Annotated in this window: 21 protein-coding genes; 8 read left to right on the forward strand and 13 right to left on the reverse strand. The window is 59.8% G+C overall.

Annotation, left to right across the window (positions count from 1 at the left end; genetic code table 11):
* Positions 1–2 precede the first annotated feature (2 nt).
* From AC1DSF_RS01580 to rfbB, 13 genes are all read right to left on the reverse strand, one after another.
* The gene (locus AC1DSF_RS01580; RefSeq protein WP_478144113.1) at positions 3–1,055 is read right to left on the reverse strand and encodes a polysaccharide biosynthesis protein; all 1,053 of its coding nucleotides are present in this window, start codon (positions 1,053–1,055) and stop codon (positions 3–5) included.
* 198 nt (positions 1,056–1,253) lie between these two features.
* Positions 1,254–2,402, reverse strand: coding sequence for a dTDP-4-amino-4,6-dideoxygalactose transaminase (gene rffA, locus AC1DSF_RS01585; protein WP_478182221.1), 1,149 nt, complete (start codon positions 2,400–2,402; stop codon positions 1,254–1,256).
* Positions 2,392–3,276 carry a class I SAM-dependent methyltransferase gene (locus tag AC1DSF_RS01590; protein WP_478182222.1) on the reverse strand — a complete coding sequence of 295 codons (885 nt, stop codon included), beginning with the start codon at positions 3,274–3,276 and terminating at the stop codon, positions 2,392–2,394. The genes rffA and AC1DSF_RS01590 overlap by 11 nt, the downstream gene beginning before the upstream one ends.
* The gene (locus tag AC1DSF_RS01595; RefSeq protein ID WP_478182223.1) at positions 3,273–3,704 is read right to left on the reverse strand and encodes a GtrA family protein; all 432 of its coding nucleotides are present in this window, start codon (positions 3,702–3,704) and stop codon (positions 3,273–3,275) included. The genes AC1DSF_RS01590 and AC1DSF_RS01595 overlap by 4 nt, the downstream gene beginning before the upstream one ends.
* Complete coding sequence (locus AC1DSF_RS01600; protein WP_478182224.1) at positions 3,697–4,530, reverse strand: glycoside hydrolase family protein; 834 nt, start codon at positions 4,528–4,530, stop codon at positions 3,697–3,699. Before AC1DSF_RS01600 ends, AC1DSF_RS01595 begins: the two co-directional genes overlap by 8 nt.
* Positions 4,531–4,616: 86 nt before the next feature.
* Positions 4,617–5,282, reverse strand: coding sequence for an acetyltransferase (locus AC1DSF_RS01605; protein ID WP_478182225.1), 666 nt, complete (start codon positions 5,280–5,282; stop codon positions 4,617–4,619).
* Positions 5,279–5,917: a methyltransferase gene (locus tag AC1DSF_RS01610; protein ID WP_478182226.1), complete on the reverse strand. Its 639-nt coding sequence runs from the start codon at positions 5,915–5,917 to the stop codon at positions 5,279–5,281. Before AC1DSF_RS01610 ends, AC1DSF_RS01605 begins: the two co-directional genes overlap by 4 nt.
* A 63-nt stretch (positions 5,918–5,980) precedes the next feature.
* On the reverse strand, positions 5,981–6,925 hold the full coding sequence (locus tag AC1DSF_RS01615) for a glycosyltransferase family 2 protein (RefSeq protein WP_478124967.1): 945 nt from the start codon (positions 6,923–6,925) through the stop codon (positions 5,981–5,983).
* Positions 6,922–7,629 (reverse strand): WbqC family protein, encoded by a 708-nt coding sequence (locus AC1DSF_RS01620; RefSeq protein ID WP_478124968.1) that lies wholly within the window; start codon positions 7,627–7,629, stop codon positions 6,922–6,924. The genes AC1DSF_RS01615 and AC1DSF_RS01620 overlap by 4 nt, the downstream gene beginning before the upstream one ends.
* Complete coding sequence (gene rfbC, locus AC1DSF_RS01625) at positions 7,626–8,174, reverse strand: dTDP-4-dehydrorhamnose 3,5-epimerase (RefSeq protein WP_478124969.1); 549 nt, start codon at positions 8,172–8,174, stop codon at positions 7,626–7,628. Before rfbC ends, AC1DSF_RS01620 begins: the two co-directional genes overlap by 4 nt.
* Positions 8,171–9,058, reverse strand: a complete 888-nt coding sequence (rfbA, locus tag AC1DSF_RS01630; RefSeq protein WP_478124970.1) for a glucose-1-phosphate thymidylyltransferase RfbA — start codon at positions 9,056–9,058, stop codon at positions 8,171–8,173. The genes rfbC and rfbA overlap by 4 nt, the downstream gene beginning before the upstream one ends.
* Positions 9,059–9,084: 26 nt before the next feature.
* Positions 9,085–9,975, reverse strand: coding sequence for a dTDP-4-dehydrorhamnose reductase (gene rfbD, locus AC1DSF_RS01635; RefSeq protein ID WP_478124971.1), 891 nt, complete (start codon positions 9,973–9,975; stop codon positions 9,085–9,087).
* Positions 9,972–11,051, reverse strand: a complete 1,080-nt coding sequence (gene rfbB / locus AC1DSF_RS01640) for a dTDP-glucose 4,6-dehydratase (RefSeq protein WP_478124972.1) — start codon at positions 11,049–11,051, stop codon at positions 9,972–9,974. Before rfbB ends, rfbD begins: the two co-directional genes overlap by 4 nt.
* Positions 11,052–11,305: 254 nt before the next feature.
* Here rfbB and AC1DSF_RS01645 point away from each other — a divergent pair, with 254 nt between their 5' ends.
* The 8 genes from AC1DSF_RS01645 to AC1DSF_RS01680 all read left to right on the forward strand — a co-directional run bounded on the left by AC1DSF_RS01645 (position 11,306) and on the right by AC1DSF_RS01680 (position 19,426).
* Complete coding sequence (locus AC1DSF_RS01645) at positions 11,306–12,259, forward strand: glycosyltransferase (protein ID WP_478124973.1); 954 nt, start codon at positions 11,306–11,308, stop codon at positions 12,257–12,259.
* Positions 12,256–12,666 carry a GtrA family protein gene (locus AC1DSF_RS01650; RefSeq protein WP_478124974.1) on the forward strand — a complete coding sequence of 137 codons (411 nt, stop codon included), beginning with the start codon at positions 12,256–12,258 and terminating at the stop codon, positions 12,664–12,666. Before AC1DSF_RS01645 ends, AC1DSF_RS01650 begins: the two co-directional genes overlap by 4 nt.
* Complete coding sequence (locus AC1DSF_RS01655) at positions 12,663–13,259, forward strand: hypothetical protein (protein WP_478124975.1); 597 nt, start codon at positions 12,663–12,665, stop codon at positions 13,257–13,259. The genes AC1DSF_RS01650 and AC1DSF_RS01655 overlap by 4 nt, the downstream gene beginning before the upstream one ends.
* Before the next feature lie 437 nt (positions 13,260–13,696).
* Positions 13,697–15,322, forward strand: coding sequence for a hypothetical protein (locus AC1DSF_RS01660; RefSeq protein WP_478182227.1), 1,626 nt, complete (start codon positions 13,697–13,699; stop codon positions 15,320–15,322).
* A 645-nt stretch (positions 15,323–15,967) separates the two neighbouring features.
* Positions 15,968–17,215, forward strand: coding sequence for a hypothetical protein (locus AC1DSF_RS01665; protein WP_478182228.1), 1,248 nt, complete (start codon positions 15,968–15,970; stop codon positions 17,213–17,215).
* A 75-nt stretch (positions 17,216–17,290) separates the two neighbouring features.
* Positions 17,291–17,791 carry a phasin family protein gene (locus AC1DSF_RS01670; RefSeq protein WP_478182229.1) on the forward strand — a complete coding sequence of 167 codons (501 nt, stop codon included), beginning with the start codon at positions 17,291–17,293 and terminating at the stop codon, positions 17,789–17,791.
* Between the two features lie 100 nt (positions 17,792–17,891).
* The gene (locus tag AC1DSF_RS01675) at positions 17,892–18,566 is read left to right on the forward strand and encodes a TetR/AcrR family transcriptional regulator (protein ID WP_478124978.1); all 675 of its coding nucleotides are present in this window, start codon (positions 17,892–17,894) and stop codon (positions 18,564–18,566) included.
* A 32-nt stretch (positions 18,567–18,598) separates the two neighbouring features.
* Positions 18,599–19,426 carry a hypothetical protein gene (locus tag AC1DSF_RS01680; protein WP_478124979.1) on the forward strand — a complete coding sequence of 276 codons (828 nt, stop codon included), beginning with the start codon at positions 18,599–18,601 and terminating at the stop codon, positions 19,424–19,426.
* The last annotated feature ends 112 nt before the right edge of the window (positions 19,427–19,538 follow it).

A 19,538-nucleotide genomic window follows, 5' to 3' on the forward strand; every position in this document is an offset into this window, starting at 1 on the left:
GCTCACCCTTCCAGCACGGCCGGCTCGCCGCGAGCGATCTTTCCCATGAAGTCAAGCTTCAGAAGCAGCTTCTTCATTCCCTCGACGTCCAGACGCGTGGTGTTGTGCGAGTTGTATTCCTCACCGTGCAAAGCGCGCGTGATGCGACTTTCGCCTTCCTCGACAAACTTTGCGTAGTTCAGATCGCGTCCATCAGGCGGCACACGAAAATACTCGCCCAAGTCCACGGCGCATGCACGCTCCTCTTTGCTGAGCAGCGACTCGTAGAGCTTCTCGCCATGCCGGGAGCCGATGATGGCAATGGGATGGTCCTTCTTGCCCATCAGATCCAAAATGGCCCGGCTGAGCACTTCCATGGTCGCAGCAGGCGCCTTCTGGACGAAGATATCGCCGTTCTGCCCGTGCTCAAACGCGTAGAGGACCAGGTCGACGGCGTCTTCCAGAGTCATCATGAATCGGGTCATCGTTGGATCGGTGATCGTGATCTGGCTGCCCTCGCTGACTTGCTGCACAAACAGCGGGATGACCGAACCTCGCGAGGCCATCACGTTGCCGTAGCGTGTGCCGCAAATGATGGTGCCGGTGCCTTCGAGGTTGCGGCTCGACGCAACCATGACTTTTTCCATCATGGCCTTGCTGATGCCCATGGCGTTGATGGGATAGACCGCCTTGTCGGTGCTCAGGCAGACCACCCGCTTCACGCCGGCTGCGACGGCGGTCTCAAGGACATTCTCGGCGCCAAGCACGTTCGTGCGAACGGCCTGCATCGGATGGAATTCGCAGGACGGCACCTGCTTCAGGGCCGCGGCATGGAACACGTAGTCGACACCGCGCATGGCGCCGCCCACGCTATGTGCATCGCGAACGTCGCCAATGTAGAACTTGAGCTTCGCGTTGTTGTAACGCTTGCGCATATCGTCCTGCTTCTTCTCGTCGCGGCTGAATACCCGGATTTCCCGGATGTCCGTCTTGAGGAAGCGCTGGATGACCGCGTTTCCAAATGATCCGGTCCCGCCCGTTATCAGTAATACCTTGTTGCTGAACGGAGTTTGCATTTGAATTTGGGCCCTGAGGGATGTTGAACAGAGGCTGGACTCGAAGGCGGGGACTCCTTCAATCCATGCTTTAGGTCGCGCCGCAAGTCATGTGGCACGGTGCGCGCACTTTAGCGCAACTGGCAGTCGCTCCTTGCACGCAAGGGCCTGGTGGAACTCGCCAAGGACGGGCCATTCGCGAAGTCTCTGCAACGGCTTTTACGATTGGGCCGCGATCGCCTCGGAAAGCGCCTGCACGACACAAACCTGCTTTTCCCTCGTCAGCCCGACCCACATCGGCAGACGGATCAGGCATTCGGATTGACGATTGGTCACATCGAGCGTCCCATGCGTTCTGCCATAGCGCCGTCCTGCGGGCGAAGAATGCAACGGAACGTAGTGAAAGACTGGCGAGATATCGGCTCGCCTGAACACATCGAGAACTTGCCGCCGGTCGATCCGGGGCGATAGGACGACGTAATACATGTGCGCGTTGTGCTGGCAGCTATCAGGAACCGTGGGCCGCCTGAGGGCGCCGTCCGATTCCAGTTTCTCGAGAAGTTCGTGATAGCAGTTCCACAAGCCCAAGCGTGCTTGCGTGATTTGCTCTGCGTGCTCGAACTGTGCCCACAAGAACGCTGCGACCAGCTCGCCGGGAAGAAATGAAGATCCGACTTCCTGCCACGTGTACTTGTCGACTTCGCCTTTGAAGAAGCGACTGCGATCAGTCCCCTTCTCGCGAATGATCTCAGCGCGAGCGCGCAAAGATGGATCGTTGATCAGCAGCGCTCCCCCCTCGCCCGAGATCACGTTCTTCGTCTCATGGAAACTGTAGGCGCCAAGCTGCCCGATCCCGCCAAGAGCTCGACCCTTGTAAGTCGACATGACAGCCTGCGCTGCGTCCTCGACGACGAACAGCTGATGCCGTTCGGCAATGGCCATGATGGCGTCCATCTCGCAGGCGACGCCTGCATAGTGAACCACGGCAATACCTCGCGTGCGCGGCGTGATTGCTGCCTCGATCAGGGACTCGTCCAGGTTCAGCGTATCCGGGCGAATGTCCACGAACACGGGCACGCCACCCCTGAGCACGAACGCGTTGGCCGTCGATACAAACGTGTAGGACGGCATGATGATCTCGTCCCCCGGTTGAATGTCCATCAGCAAAGCGCTCATTTCCAGCGCAGCAGTGCAGGAGTGCGTGAGCAAGGCCTTGTGACTACCTGTTCGCTCTTCGAGCCAGCGATGGCACCTTGCGGTGAAAGGGCCATCGCCCGCCAGGCGTCCGTTGAAGTGTGCTTCGGCAATGTAGAAGAGCTCTTTGCCCGTCATGTGGGGCCAATTGAACGGGATTCGATCACTTTTCATTAGGGAGTCCCTTTCTTGCGACGACGAGCCTCGACCCGCCGACCGGGAAGTTCATGCCGACGCGGATCATGCCCCGTTCAAACGCGAGCATCTTCTCCAACGCGGTGTTTAGCCACGGAGGGAAGTTGAATTCCGCCAACGGATCAAATTCTTGCCCCTCCGGCTTTCCGGCAAGTCGCGAAGCCATCAATGCCGGGAGGAGTGCCGTCACGAAAGACGTGCTTCTGAGCAGTTCCAGGCCAGCACCCTTGATCTTGCGATGTAACTCCGCGCTGCGGTACCGGCGCACATGGCAGGCATACGCGTCCGACTCACTCCACAACCAGGGATGCTGCGGAACGGTCAGGAGAAGGCAGCCGCCGGGCTTCAACGCAGCGTGCGCCTGCTCCAGTACGCGTTCGTCTTCCTCGATGTGCTCCAGCACGTCAAATGCGCCGACAACGTCGAACTCGTCTCGAAATGGAATCTCGCGCGCGTCCATCTGCATGAAGTCAGCGGAAGGCAATCGCTTGGCAGCGAAGCCCAAGCCAGCCACGAAGATCTCGCTTCCGCGAAGACTAGCTTGGGGATACGCTCCTGCAACCCCCGACAGCACATATGCTGTACCGCATCCAATTTCGAGGAGCGACTCGAAACCTCCGCAGTATTTGCGTATGGCCCAGAGAATCAGCGCGTTCCTGGCACGAAACCAAAAATTCGAGTCCTCCAGCCGCGCCAGTTCGGCGTAGTAGTCGGCCTTGAATCCTCCGCCAGCCCATGCGCTATCGGGTGCGTAAGACGTGAAGCCATCGACCTGCACGGGACAGTGGCCGCAGGCCGGACACTCAACCCGTGAACTGGCATATCCCGCATCGCAGCGCAGACAGCGCTTCAATTTGCAGTCTCCACCGGCGGGTTCGAGTCAGGAAACACGAAATACTTGAACGACAGGAAAAGAAACCCCGCGACGACAAATATGGCAAAGGCCTGCGCGATCTGATGCGCATAGCCGAACCTGTCCACAAGCAGATACAGCAGGCATAAATTGATCAGATAACCCACACAATGTGCGAGCACGTACCGCACGCCCACAGCCATGCCCTTCTCGTCATGTGCAAAGGTCAGCCTGCGATTGCCCCAGAAGCCGATCGACGCACCAGCAAGGTAGAGCGCCGACATGGTGATCTTGGGTCCGGCGCCAAGATAGGTGATGAGCAAATAGACCAGGTAGCCTGCGAGATTGCTCAGCACACCCACGAACGCATAGCTCAGCAACTGAGCTGCCAAGGTCCGCCGCCGAGCCGGCGCCACTTCTTCAACCATGTGCGAGAACTGCAAGCCCGAAGCCCGTCTTGCCGTATCCGTTTCCGTTGTAGAGCATGTATCTCTCGCCATCATGGTCGAAGACGAATGGGTACTCGATCATTTCGGAGTCCCATCCTTCTTCGGACACATCGATACCTGCGTCCCCGAGTTTGAATTGCCAGTCGCTACCGTCGACGCTGAAGGCGTAGCCGATGCGATAGCTCTGACCCGCACCGCTGCGGTAGGAGAACCACATGTGAAGGCCCACGGAGTCCCGGACTACTGTGGGCCGAGAGAAGGCCTGCGCCGTGCCAACGGCGTAGGGCACCGCCAGGCCAAGTTTTTCCCAACGTTCGCCATCCTGCGATGAAGCACGATTGATCACGTGGATCATCTCCCCATTGCCTGCGTCCCATGTGAGTGTGGATCCGTACCACATGCTGTAGCCAGCGCGCGAGCCATCCTGCAGCACCCAGGGATACGAGAGACTGACGGGGTCAAGGGCATCCAGCGGCATGAACGCCCTGCCACCGTCCAACGAAAGGCCGAGATCGCCGTCAACACGAAGTCGACCGATTTCACCGCGCCAATGCGCATCTGCGGGATTCAGCCAGCCCATGAAGAGCATGTATCGCCCCGAGGGCGCGTCATAACAGTTGCCGATGCTCACGCCGTCCGCATAAAAACTGCCTTCGGGGCCGTGTTCGAAAACCGGCGCGTAATGCTCGTGCACAACTTCGCGCCTCACGATATCGATATCAACTGCCCCTACAGAAGAACGATTGCGCGCGTCTCTGCCGCCGTAGAACACGCGATAAACATTACCTTCGAGCAAGACTGGCAAGGGGTTGGCCGCGTGGGTCAACAACTTGGGATGACGTTGGTCACCGCTCGGACAGAATAGTTGGCCCAGCTTGATCCACGGCCTCGTCATATGCCTCGCACCCTGCTGCTGGGCACTCGCGACCGCTCCGTCGCGGCGCCGATGTACACACCTTCGGGCTCGGCGTCAGTTAGCAACAACGCGCCCGCACCGATCACACATCGGTCGCCGATCTTGATATGGTCCCTGAGCGTCGCGTTTACTCCGATAAAACACTGTTCCCCGATTTCGACGCCACCCGAGACGACCACGTGAGACGCAAGAAAGCTGTGGTCCTTGATTGTCGAGTGATGGCCAATGTGATTGCCGCTCCACAAGGTGACGTTGTTGCCGATCCGAACGAAGGGCTGGATTGTGTTGTCCTCGAAGATGAAGCAGTTCTCTCCGATGTGTCCGTCATTCAGCACAGTCGCCGCCGGGCTGACGAAGGTTGCGAGCCGATAGCCTCGCGCCTTGGCAGCCAGGTACTTCTCCTTGCGCACGGCGTTCAATTTGGAGTAGCTCAGCGCGACGAACATGTCGGTATCGCCAGGGGGAAAATGCTCGACGACATCTTCGAATGCGACGACCGGCGAACCGCAAAAGCTCGATCCTGAAAGGAAAGCCGCATCCACGGTGAAGCCCACCACCTCGTACTCCGACGCCGCGCTGAAATAGTAGTGCGCGAGTTGCGCAATGTCGCCAGCGCCAAAGATGACAAGACGCTTTCTCATGCCTGCTTCCTGACCAGAATCGTGAATTCGTAGAGGCCGTAGTCGTGATTCAGGGCCACGTTCTTCGAATAACGGCGCTTGCAAAGGTCGAAGAGGTGGCAAGGATCGGCGTAATGGAGATCGGGCCGCATGCGATCGACGTCGGAGTACGAAGTCAAGCAATTGAATGCGAAGCCAAGACGGCTGGTCCGATCCATTTGATCCAGCGTCGCCTCCAGATACGCCTGCCACTCGGCATTCGTCCTGCCTAACCGGACATTGAAGATGCCGCTGGCGACGCCATAGTCGCTGATGCAATCCGGAACGCTCGACTTGATGAAGCGAGCGTTAGACCGTCCCTTGAATCGCTCCCGAGCAGCTTCGATCATGCTCTCGGAGATATCCGCGCCGACGTACGCGATGTCCGGCCGCTCCGAAGCTAGAAACTCGTAGAGCGCACCGTAGCCGCAACCCAGGTCATTGACCGAAATCGCTCCAGGGCGGTCGATGATCTTCGACAACTGCCTGAACCGAAGGATCTGCCCTTCCTCTCCGTTCCAGTCGACTCCACGCGGACTCTGTCCATGCGCAGCAAGCTTGTCAGAGTAGTAGGCTGCAATTTCCGCATGAATTCCCGCGGTGTTTTCTTCAGTCATTGCACCTGTCCATTTCCGGACTTGCTTCGAAGCGATAGCCTGACTGGTTTGAGCACTTCGCGATCATGGATTTCCCTCCAACTCCCGGTCTCCGCCGTAGACCTGCCGCACGATGGTGTATGGCCGCTGCTTGACTTCAGAGAAGATTTTCGCGATGTAGATGCCCTGCACGCCCATGAAAAAGATGATGAGGCCCGAGAAGAGCCAGATCGACGCGACGATCGACGTATAGCCGTCAGGCGGGGACGACGCCGAAAAATACCGCGACACCAGATAGAGGATGTACAGGATCGCCGACATGGAGGTCAGCAGTCCGGCGTAGAAGGTGAACACGAGAGGCAAGCTGCTGAACGACGTCACCGCGTTGACGAGGTGGCTGATCTTGCGCGACAGGGAATAGGTCGTCGGGCTGGTTGCGTGCTTGTTGACGGTCCGTTGCACCTGCTTGAAGCCAGTCACGACCCACAGCCCACCGATGTTGATTTCGCGCTCCTCATGCAGCAGCAGCGCGTCGACATACCGGCGGGTCATCAACCTGGCGGTCACGATGTTGTTGGGCTGAGCGATCCCGGTCAGCATGCGGAATAGCTTGTAGAAAATGCTGCCAGTCAGGCGCTCGAATGCCTGGCCTCTGCGTCTGCCTTGAACGCCATAGACCACATCGCTTGCCTCCTCGTCCATCGCGTGCGCGAAATCAAGAAGCCACTCTGGTTCTTCTTCGAGGTCGCTATCCACGAGAAACACACGTTGCCCCCTGGCGGCATTCAGGCCAGTCATCATGGCCTTGTGGTGCCCGAAATTACGTGAAAGGTCAACTACGACGAAATGTGTGTCCTCCGTTGCGATCTGAATCGCCAGGTCAAGACTTCGATCCGGCGAGCCGTCATTGACCAGGACAATCTCGTAATCGTCCCCCGCGATTTCGCGCGCCGCCTTGCTGGCGCGCTCACAAAATTCGACAACATGACGTTCCGATTGATAGAGCGTCGCGACGATCGAGAGCTTCATTCCTTCACATACCTCATGAAACTCGATGACTGAGCGCCGCAATTGAAAAGAAGATCCAGCACGGTCACTCCATGCGCGAAGTCTCCCCACAACTGCGGATACTCGCGATAGCCGCAATAGTCGAACCATCGAAGCGTAACGCCTCGCTTCGCGAAAACCGCCTCGTCCAAATAGCTCCTTGCGGCGGGGCCAGATACATATTCGTCTGCCCCGGCCTGCATACAAAGGTCCGCAATGCGCTCCGTTTGGCCCTCAGGCAAGACGTAGTCGGACGAACTGGAGATGCGCGTCGAAATACCGAGATAAGCACACACGGCTTCGATCAATTTTCGATTCAAAACTGACAAGTGCGTTGGCACGTTTGAGAGATAGATCGGCGCGAGCCAATCGGACACCTCGTCGAAATATGGCGCGCGGCGGTAATTCTGTTCGAAGGCCTTCCAATGCAATGCAGCCCAATCAACACCATCGATCTGGGTGTCTCTGATCTTCTGCGTGTATTTGCCTTTGACAGCGACTGGCACCGTCAACCACTTCACACCCTGGGGGGTCTTGATCTGATTGCGATTTCGCCAATCCCTGCGCGTGTACTGCATATCGTCGAAAAGCACGAACTCATCAACAGATGCTATAAGGTCGAAATACCCCTTCCAGGGAATGTAGTTGGATTGGACAATAGCAATTTTCTTCACGCGGCTGCTCAATCAAACACTTCGGCGGCTGTGAATGCGACAGCTGCAGCATCCTTTGCCGAGAGTTGAGGTTGGCCGCCGATGTCAGGCCAGTCGATGTTCAGCACGGGATCGTTCCACGCGATTGCGCGCTCGTGGGCCGGTGCGTAGTAGCTCGTCGTCTTGTATAGAAAGTCCGTGGACTCGCTAAGTACAAGAAAGCCGTGTGCGAGTCCCGCCGGCACCCATACCTGCTTCTGATTTTCCTCGCTGAGCTCGACCCCCACCCAGGCCCCGAAAGTAGGCGAGGACTTGCGAATATCCACCGCGACATCGAACACCGCTCCGCGCGCAACCCGCACCAGCTTTCCCTGGGGCTGCTGAATCTGGTAGTGCAGTCCGCGCAACACGCCTTTCGTTGACCGCGAATGGTTGTCCTGCACAAACTCGACGTGCTCTCCAACGGCTTCATCAAAAGCCTTTTGATTGAAGCTTTCAAGGAAGAATCCGCGCGTGTCACCGAAGACCTTCGGCTCGATGATCAGTACATCCGGAATTGACGTTGCGGTCACTTTCATGAACGGACCTCTTCGGCCAGCAGGTGGCTGAGGTACTTGCCATAGCCACTCTTTTCCAGGGGTGCGGCCAACTTGGCAAGTTGATCCCGGTCGATGAACCCATGCCGCCAGGCCACCTCTTCCGGGCACGCAATCTTCAACCCCTGCCGATGCTCCAGTGTCGCAATGAACTGCCCGGCTTCCATCAAGCTGTCGTGAGTTCCCGTATCAAGCCACGCATACCCACGCTGCATGATCTGCACATTCAGAGTTCCACGGTCAAGATACGCCTGGTTCACAGCCGTAATCTCAAGCTCGCCCCGCGCGCTCGGCTTCACCGCCTTGGCGATTTCTACAACGTTGTTGTCGTAGAAATAGAGTCCGGTCACTGCATAGCTGCTCTTCGGCTTGACCGGCTTTTCCTCGATGCTGCTTGCCTTGCCGCTGCCATCGAACGCCACCACACCATAGCGCTCCGGGTCTTGCACGTGATAGGCGAACACGGTCGCACCCTCGTGCTTGGCATCGGCGTCGGCAAGAAGAGTTCCGAAGTCGTGGCCGTAGAAGATGTTGTCGCCCAACACCAGCGCGCTCGGCGAATTGCCGACGAACTTGTCGCCAATGATGAAGGCCTGGGCGAGTCCGTCCGGACTGGGCTGCACCGCGTACTGCAGATTGATGCCCCACTGGCTGCCGTCGCCCAGCAACTGCTGAAAGCGCGGCGTGTCCTGCGGCGTGCTGATGATAAGAATGTCGCGCATGCCGCCGAGCATCAACGTGCTCAGCGGGTAATAGATCATCGGCTTGTCATAGACCGGCAGCAGCTGCTTGCTGATGGCCAGCGTGGCGGGATGCAGCCGGGTGCCCGATCCGCCGGCGAGGATGATGCCTTTGCGTTGCGTCATGTGTGTTCGTTCTTCTCTGTTCGCGGTCAAAGCGTTTCGCGCAGCATGCGCGCAACGCCGGCTTGCCAATCTGGCAGCTTGAGACCAAAGGTCGACTGGAGCTTTCGCGTGTCCAGGCGTGAATTGTGCGGACGCCTCGCCGGTGTCGGAAATGCACTGGTGGGCACTGGGTCGACGGCGTCCGGCGAAGCCTTGAGTTCGACGCCTGCGGCCAATGCCTGCTCGAGCACAAAGCGCGCATAGCCGTGCCATGTCGTCTCGCCGCCAGCCACCAAGTGATAAAGCCCGGCCTTGCCAGGATCACGCAAGGTATCTCGGATCGCGTGGGCGGTCACGTCGGCGAGCAATTCGGCGCCGGTCGGGGCGCCGAACTGGTCGTCGATCAAGGTCAAACGATCGCGCTCCTTGGCCAAGCGCAGCATGGTTTTGGCAAAGTTGCCGCCGCGTGCCGCATAGACCCAGCTTGTCCGAAAGATCAGGTGACGCGCGCAATTGGCGGCCACCAGTTGCTCTCCCTCGAGCTTGGTGCGCCCATACACGCTGAGTGGGCCGGTCGCGTCAGTTTCCTTCCACGGGGTGCTTCCGCTCCCGTCGAAGACGTAGTCGGTGGAGTAGTGGACCATCAGCGCGCCGATCTGCTGCGCTGCTTCGGCGACGATCCCGGGCGAAGTCGCGTTGAGCTTGCGCGCGAATTCGACTTCGGTTTCCGCCTTGTCGACGGCCGTGTGAGCCGCCGCATTGACGATGACGTCCGGCCTCACGGTCAAGACTGTCTCGGCGAGCTCTTCGGGCCTGCTGAAATCCGCGCGCAATTCCGTGCTGTCGAAGTCGAGCGCCACCAGCTCACCGAGGGGCGCAAGGCTGCGCTGCAGCTCCCATCCGACCTGCCCGCCTTTGCCGAGCAGCAGCAGTTTCATGCTGCCGCCTTCGCAGGCGCGCCGGCATATTGCTTTTGCACCCACTCGCGGTATGCCCCGCTTTGCACGTTGCGCACCCACTCGCCGTTGTCCAGGTACCACTCGACGGTCTTGCGGATGCCGGTGTCGAAGGTTTCGGCGGGCTTCCAGCCCAATTCACGTTCGAGCTTGCGCGCATCGATGGCGTAGCGGCGGTCGTGACCCGGACGGTCGGTGACGTAGGTGATCTGCTCCCGATAGCTCCTGCCGTCGGCACGTGGACGCAGTTCGTCGAGTAACGCGCAGATGGTATTGACGATCTCGATGTTCGGCTTCTCGTTCCAGCCGCCGACGTTGTAGGTTTCAGCGAGCCTGCCGGCTTCGAGCACGCGCCGGATCGCGCTGCAATGATCCTTGACGTAAAGCCAGTCGCGCACCTGCATGCCGTCCCCATAGACAGGCAGCGGCTTGCCGGCCAACGCGTTCACGATCATCAGGGGGATGAGCTTCTCGGGGAAATGGAAAGGCCCGTAGTTGTTCGAGCAGTTGGTCGTCAACACCGGCAAGCCGTAAGTGTGATGCCAGGCCCGCACGAGATGATCGCTGGCCGCCTTGCTCGCCGAATAGGGGCTGTTGGGCTCGTACTTGTTCTCTTCGGTGAAGGCCGGGTCTGTCGCCGAAAGCGAGCCGTAGACCTCGTCAGTCGATACGTGCAGAAAGCGGAAAGCCGATTTCTGATCTGTAGGGAGCGCATTCCAATAGCCCCGAACCGATTCGAGCAACCGAAAAGTGCCGAGAACGTTGGTCTGCACGAAGTCTTCGGGGCCGTGGATCGAGCGGTCCACATGCGACTCCGCCGCGAAATTGATCACCGCGCGCGGCTTGTGTTCGGTCAGCAGCCGATCGACCAGCGCGCTATCGCCGATGTCGCCTTGCACGAAAACGTGGTTCGGATTGCCTTTTAGCGACGCCAGCGTCTCGAGATTGCCGGCATAGGTGAGCTTGTCGAGATTCAGGACCGCTTCGTTGCCCTGGGCAATCCAGTCGAGCACGAAATTGGCGCCAATGAAACCGGCGCCGCCGGTAACCAGGATCATGAGGTCCCCCGATAGTGACAAACTTGAAAAAAGGCCGCTGGGGCCGGCAACCGCGGATTATCCCATCGGGAAACGCCCCCGTCGCGGCTCCCTCTCCAGCCAAAGGCGTGTTGCCGTTGCGGCACAATGGCGACCTTCTTTCGCCAGTGTCGGCACGTGCCGATCGGCGGCCTTTCCGAGGGCATCGTCAGCGCCTCCCGAGCATCGGATCACGGGCAGCGGCTTTCGATCGATGTCTCTGTCTTCTAAAAACAATGAGCGCCATTCCTTCCGCATTTGCAGTGGTTACGCCTGTCTTCGAGGACGCCGAGGCTTCAACCCGCTTGTTCCAGGAGCTGTCTTCCATCTTCGGCAACAAGGTGCACGTCGTGGCCGTGGATGACGGATCAGTGCGCCAGCCGGTCGACATTGCTTGGATGAATGCGGCCGGCCTCCAGGGAACAGTGATTCGCCTGCGCCGCAACGTAGGGCACCAGCGCGCCATCGCAGTCGGACTGAGCTACGTCGCGGACCACATGGCCGCGGTCCCAGTGGTCGTCATGGACTCGGACGGTGAGGACGTCCCCGCCTCCATATCCGAACTGCTTCGGAATCTCGACGCATCCGAAGTGGACGTGGTCGTTGCCCAACGCAAGAACCGCGTCGAAAGCCTGCGGTTCAAGGCTTTTTATGTGGTCTACAAGGGGTTGTTCAAGCTGTTGACCGGGCGTCAGATCAGCTTCGGCAACTTCATGGCGCTCAAACCCGCCGCCGTCAAACGGCTCGCGGCAATGCAAGAGCTTTGGACCCATGTGGCGAGCTGCGTGCTGAGTTCACGCCTTCGGGTGGTTACCTGCGCGCTGGATCGCGGCGCGCGATACGCCGGCAAGAGCAAGATGAATTTCGTCGGACTGGCGTTGCATGGCTTTCGAGGCGTCATGGTGTTTGCCGAAGATGTGCTCGTGAGGGTCGGCATCGCTTCCGCGCTGATGGGCACGTTTGCGGTCATCGCCGGCGTGGCCTCGGTCGTGCTGAAACTGTCGGGTTTTGCGACGCCGGGCTGGTTTTCCGTTGCGCTGGGAATTTTGCTGTTGGTTTTTCTGCAGACCGGCTCTCTTGCACTGATCAGTCTGATGCTCACAGGCGTCAGCAAGTCGGGCGCACCAGCGCAAGCCGCGTATGAATTGTTCGTAGAGTCCGTCGAACATACGGATAGCGTGCCGGCATGATCCTGAGGCAAAAGCCCATCGCTCCCCAAGTCGCGGAACTCGGCCGCTTCGTGGTGAACGGCGTGCTCGCCACGGCCATTCACTATGGCGTCCTGACGTTCAATCTCAAGGTGCTCGGCGTTCCGTCGGCGGGCGTGGCGAACTTCATCGCCGCCTGGTTTGGCATCACAGCTTCTTTCATCGGAAGCCGCTTTTTTGTCTTTCGGCGAAAAGAGGCGCCGCTCCTGCAGCAGGCGGCGAAGTTCCTTGCGCTCTATGCGTCCATTGCATGCCTGCATGGATTGCTGCTTTTCGTTTGGACCGACACCTTCCACCTCGACTACACCGCAGGTTTCGCCATTGCGACAGTCCTGCAGACCGCATTGAGTTACCTCGGCAACAAGTTGCTGGTTTTTTCCGCTTCATGAAGACAATCAGATTTCTCGCGGCCTCCACGCTCTTCGTCGTGCTCGCATGCCTCATTTATTGGGCGCATATCGCATTCTTTCGCGTCAATGTGGTTTTCTATAGCGCCATCATGGATGGCGTTCTGGCGGCCTTCATCACGGCCGTTCTGGTCTGGCGGCTTCGCACTTTCGACATCTTCAATGGATTCGAAAAGGGTCAGATGCTGATCATCTGGCTGTTGACGGCGTATGCGCTCGCCATCTCAGTGCCCGCCGTGCTCGACCGTTCTTTGTCTTTCTACATTCTGGAAAAGCTTCAGCAGCGCGGCGGCGGCATTCAGCAAGCTCGGTTCGCAGAGGTGTTCACGCAGGAATACGTCAAGGAGCATCGTCTCGTCGATGTGCGCCTGACGGAGCAGATGGAGTCGGGCACCATCGAAATAGACAATGGATGCGTCCACCTTACGGCCAAAGGAAACCGGCTCGCGACATTCAGCCGGTTCTTCCGGACCCACCTGCTGCCCAAGCAACGGCTATTGATGGGTAAGTACAGCGATGACCTGACGGACCCGTTCCGTCATAGTGCGGCTCAGGTCGACTACCTGTGCAAATGAGTCGGCTGCACAAGGAGGCCCCGGCTGCGAGCACTCATCGGGCCTTCCCCTTTGTCTTGTTGCTTGTCGGCATCTTCTGCTACATCGTCCGCGCAACAGATTGGTTCAGGGCCGTACCGGGAGACTTGGGGGACGCGCGATTCAATAGCGTGATCCTCGAACACCTGTTCCAGTGGATTCGCGGCGACGCTCCATCGCTCTGGACGCCAAGCTTTTTCTTTCCGGCACGAGGCACGCTGGCCTTCAGCGACAACCATTTCGGATCGGGCCCGGTCTACGTTCTATTTCGCAGCATAGGCATGAGCAGAGAACTGGCGTTCGACGCCTGGTTCGCGACCGGATGCTTGCTGAATTTCGCCGCGATGTACGCTGCAATGAGGCGGCTGCAATTCAACGCCTTTGCGGCTTCGGTAGCGGCATTCATCTTCACGTTCTCGTTGCCTGCACTGGCGCAGGAGGGCCATGCGCAACTGACGTACCGCTTTGCGCTGCCGATGGCCTACGTGGCCTTTCTCCAGTTTGCCGAGACGCGGCGTCTGCAAGAACTAGCCCGAGTGGCAGCATGGGGCGCGCTTCAGTTTTTCTGTTCCATTTATCTCGGCGTATTCACGGTTTATCTTATCGCGGCCACTGCCGTGGCGATGACGGTGCCCGGCCTGCGTCCTGTTCGAACCACGACGGCGAACGAAACCACGGGCAAAAGGGGTTGGGTTGTCCCGACGTTCGTCATCCTTGCCTGCGGAGTCGCAACCGCCGCGCTCTTGCTCAAGTACCACTCGATCAGCCGCTCCTATGGATTTGCTCGAGCTGCTTCGGAAATTCTGGTGATGCTGCCGCGGCCGCAGAGCTACCTTCTTGCCGACGGTTCCACCGCATATCCTTGGCTGCGAGCGCTGGGATCGCAGATCCCGGTCAGACATGAGCACCAGATGTTCCCGGGCTTGGTTCCTGTCATCCTGAGTCTGTGTGCATTGCTGGCGGCAGGCTTTTCAAGCAATGCGCACAGGCGACAACTTCTCGGTCGCTCGTTGGTGGCCTTGGCTCTCTTGGTTGCAATGACGCTGTACGTGGGCGACAGGTCCATTTACCAGCTATTGATGAACCTGCCCGGCGTCTCTTCGATCCGGGCAGTCAGTCGCGTAATCCTCATCATGATGCTGCCGGTGGCGATCATGGCCGCCATAGGCGTCGAGAGTTTGCAGCGGGTTCGGCCCGCGAAGTGGATTGCACCCATTGCGATCGCTGTTGCGCTGGCGTTGGAGTTGCTGGCATATCAAACCGGCAGCACCCCTTTCGCGGCCTGGCGAAGCCGTCTTGAACCACTGTCAGCGGCCCTGGAGAGAGCGCCACGATCAGCTGACCCAGTCTTGTATGTCACGGGTCGCACGCAGGAGCCCTTTTTCCTGACCGAACTGGACGGCATGGTCTTCGCACAGGACCAGAAGCTTCCGACCCTGAACGGCTATTCCGGGAATGCGCCTCCAAACTACATTCCGCCCTTTCCATGCACGCCTCCTGCTGCTCGCATCTATGCATTGGCGGGATCCGTCCTTGCAAGAGCCGGGCACACACAGGAGGAAGTCCTTTCGCGTGCGCAATGGATTCAGCTCGAACCATGTCCAAGCCAGCACGTCGCGACCGATGCAGCGCCAGAGCCGCCCAGTGAAGATCAAGCGAAAAACATCAAGCTCGATGCAACGGTGACCAGGTCCGGCCCGAATGAACTGCGCGTCTTGCTCCGAATTCGCAACAACGGTTCGTCGACGCTGCACACCCTTTCTCGAGTGGGCCACCCGCTGCGCCTAAGTTGGCGTTTCGTGCGTGCGCCCGCCACGGCCACCCTTGCGGACCCGCCCTGGGATGGTCGTCACGATGCATATCTTTCGATCCCGCCGGGCGGTGAAGAAGAGATTCCAGTCCTGCTTCAGGAGCCCGCCAGTCCAGGCTCCTACGAACTCCAGTTTTCAATCGTCGCCGAAGGCTACGAGTGGCTGCACAACCTCAAGATGCCCATCGCACGCGTATCGAGTGAAAGTCTGGCGTCTCACGAGACGGCGAAGTGAAGTCCCGGTAAAGATCGAAACTCCCTGAACCCTTGCGGGTCCRATTCGCCAAAACAGGCATTCGGAGATCCAATGACGGGCGTCGCGCGCTTTGACGAGATCGTGTTCACGGACGATTTTTTTCGGTCCTCCGCCAACGCACTGCAATCCCATCCTTCAAATCGCCGGTTTTTGCTTCGCGCACTGAGCATCCCGGCTGCCCGTCTAGGCATGCGCTGCCGCGAGATGGCCGCACTGAGCGATGGCGGGACGCTCGATGTCGCGGCCATGATGAAAAAGCTGACGCTTCCGCAAGATCGGAACGGCTGGGCCAGGTCGGGAGTAGCGGATCTCGAAGTCCTCGGCCAGGCCAACCTGGGCCTGCGATTCGATCCAAGCATGCTCGTGATCGGTTGGGGCATGCCAGCCTCACTCAGTCGCGTCATCGACAAAAGCGGTGCATCTTTCATCGATTTCGAAGTCGCGCCCATCCGCTTTGGCTCACATCTGGCGTTCTGCGCGAGAACCAACGACCGCCAGATCGAACAAGCGCTGGAGGGCTGGCGCATCAGCGAAGAAGTCTTCTGGAATGACGCCGGCGTACTCAAAGGATTCTTCGCCCGCCGCGGCTCAGCGACCATCTTTAGCGCTTCCATGACTGTGGGCTTGTTCTGCGGCCAGACCCAAATCGATCTGGCGCTGGTGCAGGACGGCAAGATCATGCGACCCGTGGATGTGATCGAGCACGTCGAAAGCCTGACAGAGGCAGTGGATGTCCTGCTGATCAAGTCACACCCCTACGAAAAAGACGCAAGCCATCTCCAGCAGCTCGCCGCGCGCATACCGAAGGCCACTTGGACGAACGCGAACATTTATGGGCTTCTGTGCGCGGACAACCTCGCTTTCATTTCCGGGTTGTCGTCGGGCGCACTGCACGAGGCCGGCTACTTCATGAAGCGGTCAGTGCCGTTGATCACGGCCGACCGAAACAATCGAGAAAGGATTCCGTCTGGCTGCTCGGCTTGGATCCCCGTCGGCCCGGACTTCATGTCTCTCGAAGGCATGGCAAAGATCTGCTGCAGCTCCGGCCACATTGCGCCACCTTCCTCTCCCGTTGCCGCAGATGCGTTGGATCGCGCTTTGTCGCTTCGCTGGGGGTTTGACACGGACAACCCCGGCCTGAGCGCCTTTGCTGGACTGACGCTCGGCCGTGGCTATGAAACTCGCGCGGGCCAGGCCGAGACGACCTGGCTGAGCTTTGGCTGGAGTGCGCCGGAACATACCGGCGTCTGGACGGTCGGCGAGCGCGCCTGCCTCGTCATTCCCATGGAAGATGGCGCGCCTATCGAAGCATCGGCGGTTTTCATCCTGATGGAGGGCCATGTCTTCACGGGAGCCGCAGCGCGTGCTCCTACCATTCGCGCGCGCATCAATGGACAGCGAGCGAATATGAAGACAGTACGAGCGGGAATCGGAAAGCCCCAAGTCCGCTTTGAACTGTCCGCGATTGGCGAAGACATCAAGGGCGCCCGGGTGCTACTGGTCGAGCTGGACATTGCCAATTCACAGCGCCCCAGCGACGGGGGCATCAGCGCGGACGGCCGGCTTCTTGGTTTTCACCTCCGACGACTTACGGTCAATGCAGATGATGCCGTGCTCGAATCCCACGGCTCCGCCACTCAACCGCGTGGCACGCCAGCCCCCGGCCACGAGCAGACACCTGGCAAAGGACGTACTGCCGCCGTGGCAGTCCTCTGCCTGTTTGCTGCCGCGGTTCTTTACATAGGTCGCGACAACTCCCCTGAATCGGCGCCCAGCTCATTTCATTGGAGCGACATCAAGCACTCTGTTGCCGGCAGAATTGACACGCTTCGCGATGATCTCCACGCCATGTTCCGACCCCACCACGCCTAGCCCCATGGGCATCCGGCCCTAAAAACCCACCGCGGAGTGACCTACAGTCACCCCACCAACCCCGGAGATCAGCCCATGGACAAGCCACCGCCGCACAACGAAGAAGCAGCATCCGCAGCCACCGACCGCATCAAGGACTCCGCCCAGCAAATCTGGCTCGCCGGCCTCGGTGCCTTCGCCAAGATGCAGCAGGAAGGCAGCAAGGCCTTCGAGGCGCTGGTCAAGGACGGCGCCGGCGTGCAGAAGAAAACCCAGCAAGCCGCCGAAGAAACCCTCGCCCAGGCCCAAGCCCGAATGGCAGGTTTCGCCAGCGAGTTCGGCACGCGAGCCGCAGGCGGATGGGGCAAGCTCGAGAACATCTTCGAAGACCGCGTAGCGCGCGCCCTCGAGAAGCTCGGCGTTCCATCGGCCCAGCAAGTAGCAGCCCTCCAGGCCCGCATTGAAGCCCTCGAAGCCGAATTGCGTCGCAAGGAAAGCACCAGCGCCCCCGCGCATGCTGCACTGCGGAAAACCGCCGCACGCAGAACACCCGAAGCCACCAAGCCTTTGCATCGACGCAAGCCGAGCGGCGACTGACAAGCTTCCTTCCTGTCGCGCGTCAGACAGCACTCGAAGTCCTCCGCCGCCAAAACTTGCGCTAGAGTGTCCCCAAGAGACAAACCCCGGGGGCTACGACATGGCCAAGAAGGCGCCACGCCGCACTGCGCAACGCATCCTGGAAGCCGCACTTGACCTGTTCAATCGGTTCGGGGAGCCGAACGTCTCGACAACGCTCGTTGCCGGCGAGCTCAACATCAGCCCGGGCAATCTCTACTACCACTACCCCGCAAAGGATGAGCTGATCAACCGGCTCTACGAGGGCTACGAGACGGAGCTCACTGAGCTGCTGCACGCGAGCCAGGGCGTTCACGACGTCGAAGATGCGTGGTTCTTCATGCACAGCCTGTTCGAACTGATCTGGCGCTATCGCTTTCTCTACCGCGATCTGAACGACCTGCTGAGCAAGAACCGCCACTTGGAAACGCAGTTCCAGCTGGTGCTCAAGAACAAGGCGCGCGCCATTCGCAGCCTTCTCGCCGGGCTCAGCGATGCCGGGCATCTCGACATCGATCCGCGCGAGGTCGATACGCTCGCGCAGAGCATGGTGGTGGTGCTGACCTACTGGCTCAGCTATGAATACGTGCGCAATCCTCGCCAGGCGCTGGAGCCGGCTCATGCGCAGGGCGCGCTTCTGCGCGGCGCGCACCACACGCTGCACCTGCTGGCGCCCTATCTGGCCCCGGAGCAACGGAGGCATTTGCTGACACTTAGCAGTGCCTATTCGGGCGAAGATCAACCTGCAACGGTCTGAACCCCAACGGTCTGAACTCGATTTCTTTCCGAATGACCCAGCCAGACCTCCAACCCCTCCCGCGGCTGTCGACTGGCAACGCGCCGACCATAGGGCCATGGACGCGCATACCGTACGGGGACACGCCTCGCTTCGACGCGTCGAATCTGGCAGAGCACTGGGAGCGTCTGCATATCGGACAGGGTCTGCAGCCACCCACGGGGGCGCTGGCGGAGGCTTGGGCGCTCTATCACAGCGGGGAGTTCGAGCGGGCAGTCGAAGCGGCCCTGAAGCTCGGGCGCGAAGGTTCGTGCCTCGCCAATCAAGCCACGGCGGTCTATGCCAACTACCTGGAGCCGCGCGAAGCCGTTCGCCTGGCCTTGTTCAGGCAGGTTACGGAACGCGCCACCGCACAGGTTTCCACGGAGCCGAACAATTGCCAGGCACTCTTCTGGCAAGCCTATTCGCTGGGCCGCTACAGCCAGGGCATCAGCGTGGCGCGAGCCTTGGCGCAGGGTCTCGGGTCGAAGGTCAAAGGCGCTCTCGAGCGGGTGATCGAGCTGCAGCCGAGCTACCCGGAAGCCTATGTCGCGCTGGCCGCATTCCATGCCGAGGTCATCGACAAGGTCGGCGCGCTGGTCGGCCGGATGACCTATGGGGTGCGTGCGGAAACGGCGATCCAACTGTTCGAGCGCGGATTGCAGATCAACCCACATTCCGCCAGCGCGCTGATGGAATACGCGCGCGGACTGCTGATGCTGTACGGCGATACGCGCATGGCCGAAGCGACGCGGCTCTATGAAAAGGCCGCCGGCCTGGAGCCCGCGGACGCCCGCGAAAGACTTGATATCGAACTCGCGCGGGCGGGCCTTGCAGACTGACGGATAAGGTCAGACTGGGACGGCTGTTCACCTAGAATTCATCCCCCTGAGGCACCTTCGGGGGTTGACTTCGGCCGCCCCGTCGAGGACCGCCGCTACCCACTTGCTCCTG

It is taken from the genome of Variovorax sp. 01N429 (assembly GCF_056399425.1).

What these genes read in the sequence shown, in the direction of transcription:
- AC1DSF_RS01580 (WP_478144113.1), bottom strand. Translation starts at nt 1,055, where the DNA reads ATGCAAACTCCGTTCAGCAACAAGGTATTACTGATAACGGGCGGGACC.
- rffA (WP_478182221.1), bottom strand. Translation starts at nt 2,402, where the DNA reads ATGAAAAGTGATCGAATCCCGTTCAATTGGCCCCACATGACGGGCAAA.
- AC1DSF_RS01595 (WP_478182223.1), bottom strand. Translation starts at nt 3,704, where the DNA reads ATGGTTGAAGAAGTGGCGCCGGCTCGGCGGCGGACCTTGGCAGCTCAG.
- AC1DSF_RS01605 (WP_478182225.1), bottom strand. Translation starts at nt 5,282, where the DNA reads ATGAGAAAGCGTCTTGTCATCTTTGGCGCTGGCGACATTGCGCAACTC.
- AC1DSF_RS01610 (WP_478182226.1), bottom strand. Translation starts at nt 5,917, where the DNA reads ATGACTGAAGAAAACACCGCGGGAATTCATGCGGAAATTGCAGCCTAC.
- AC1DSF_RS01615 (WP_478124967.1), bottom strand. Translation starts at nt 6,925, where the DNA reads ATGAAGCTCTCGATCGTCGCGACGCTCTATCAATCGGAACGTCATGTT.
- rfbC (WP_478124969.1), bottom strand. Translation starts at nt 8,174, where the DNA reads ATGAAAGTGACCGCAACGTCAATTCCGGATGTACTGATCATCGAGCCG.
- rfbA (WP_478124970.1), bottom strand. Translation starts at nt 9,058, where the DNA reads ATGACGCAACGCAAAGGCATCATCCTCGCCGGCGGATCGGGCACCCGG.
- rfbD (WP_478124971.1), bottom strand. Translation starts at nt 9,975, where the DNA reads ATGAAACTGCTGCTGCTCGGCAAAGGCGGGCAGGTCGGATGGGAGCTG.
- rfbB (WP_478124972.1), bottom strand. Translation starts at nt 11,051, where the DNA reads ATGATCCTGGTTACCGGCGGCGCCGGTTTCATTGGCGCCAATTTCGTG.
- AC1DSF_RS01645 (WP_478124973.1), top strand. Translation starts at nt 11,306, where the DNA reads ATGAGCGCCATTCCTTCCGCATTTGCAGTGGTTACGCCTGTCTTCGAG.
- AC1DSF_RS01650 (WP_478124974.1), top strand. Translation starts at nt 12,256, where the DNA reads ATGATCCTGAGGCAAAAGCCCATCGCTCCCCAAGTCGCGGAACTCGGC.
- AC1DSF_RS01655 (WP_478124975.1), top strand. Translation starts at nt 12,663, where the DNA reads ATGAAGACAATCAGATTTCTCGCGGCCTCCACGCTCTTCGTCGTGCTC.
- AC1DSF_RS01670 (WP_478182229.1), top strand. Translation starts at nt 17,291, where the DNA reads ATGGACAAGCCACCGCCGCACAACGAAGAAGCAGCATCCGCAGCCACC.
- AC1DSF_RS01675 (WP_478124978.1), top strand. Translation starts at nt 17,892, where the DNA reads ATGGCCAAGAAGGCGCCACGCCGCACTGCGCAACGCATCCTGGAAGCC.
- AC1DSF_RS01680 (WP_478124979.1), top strand. Translation starts at nt 18,599, where the DNA reads ATGACCCAGCCAGACCTCCAACCCCTCCCGCGGCTGTCGACTGGCAAC.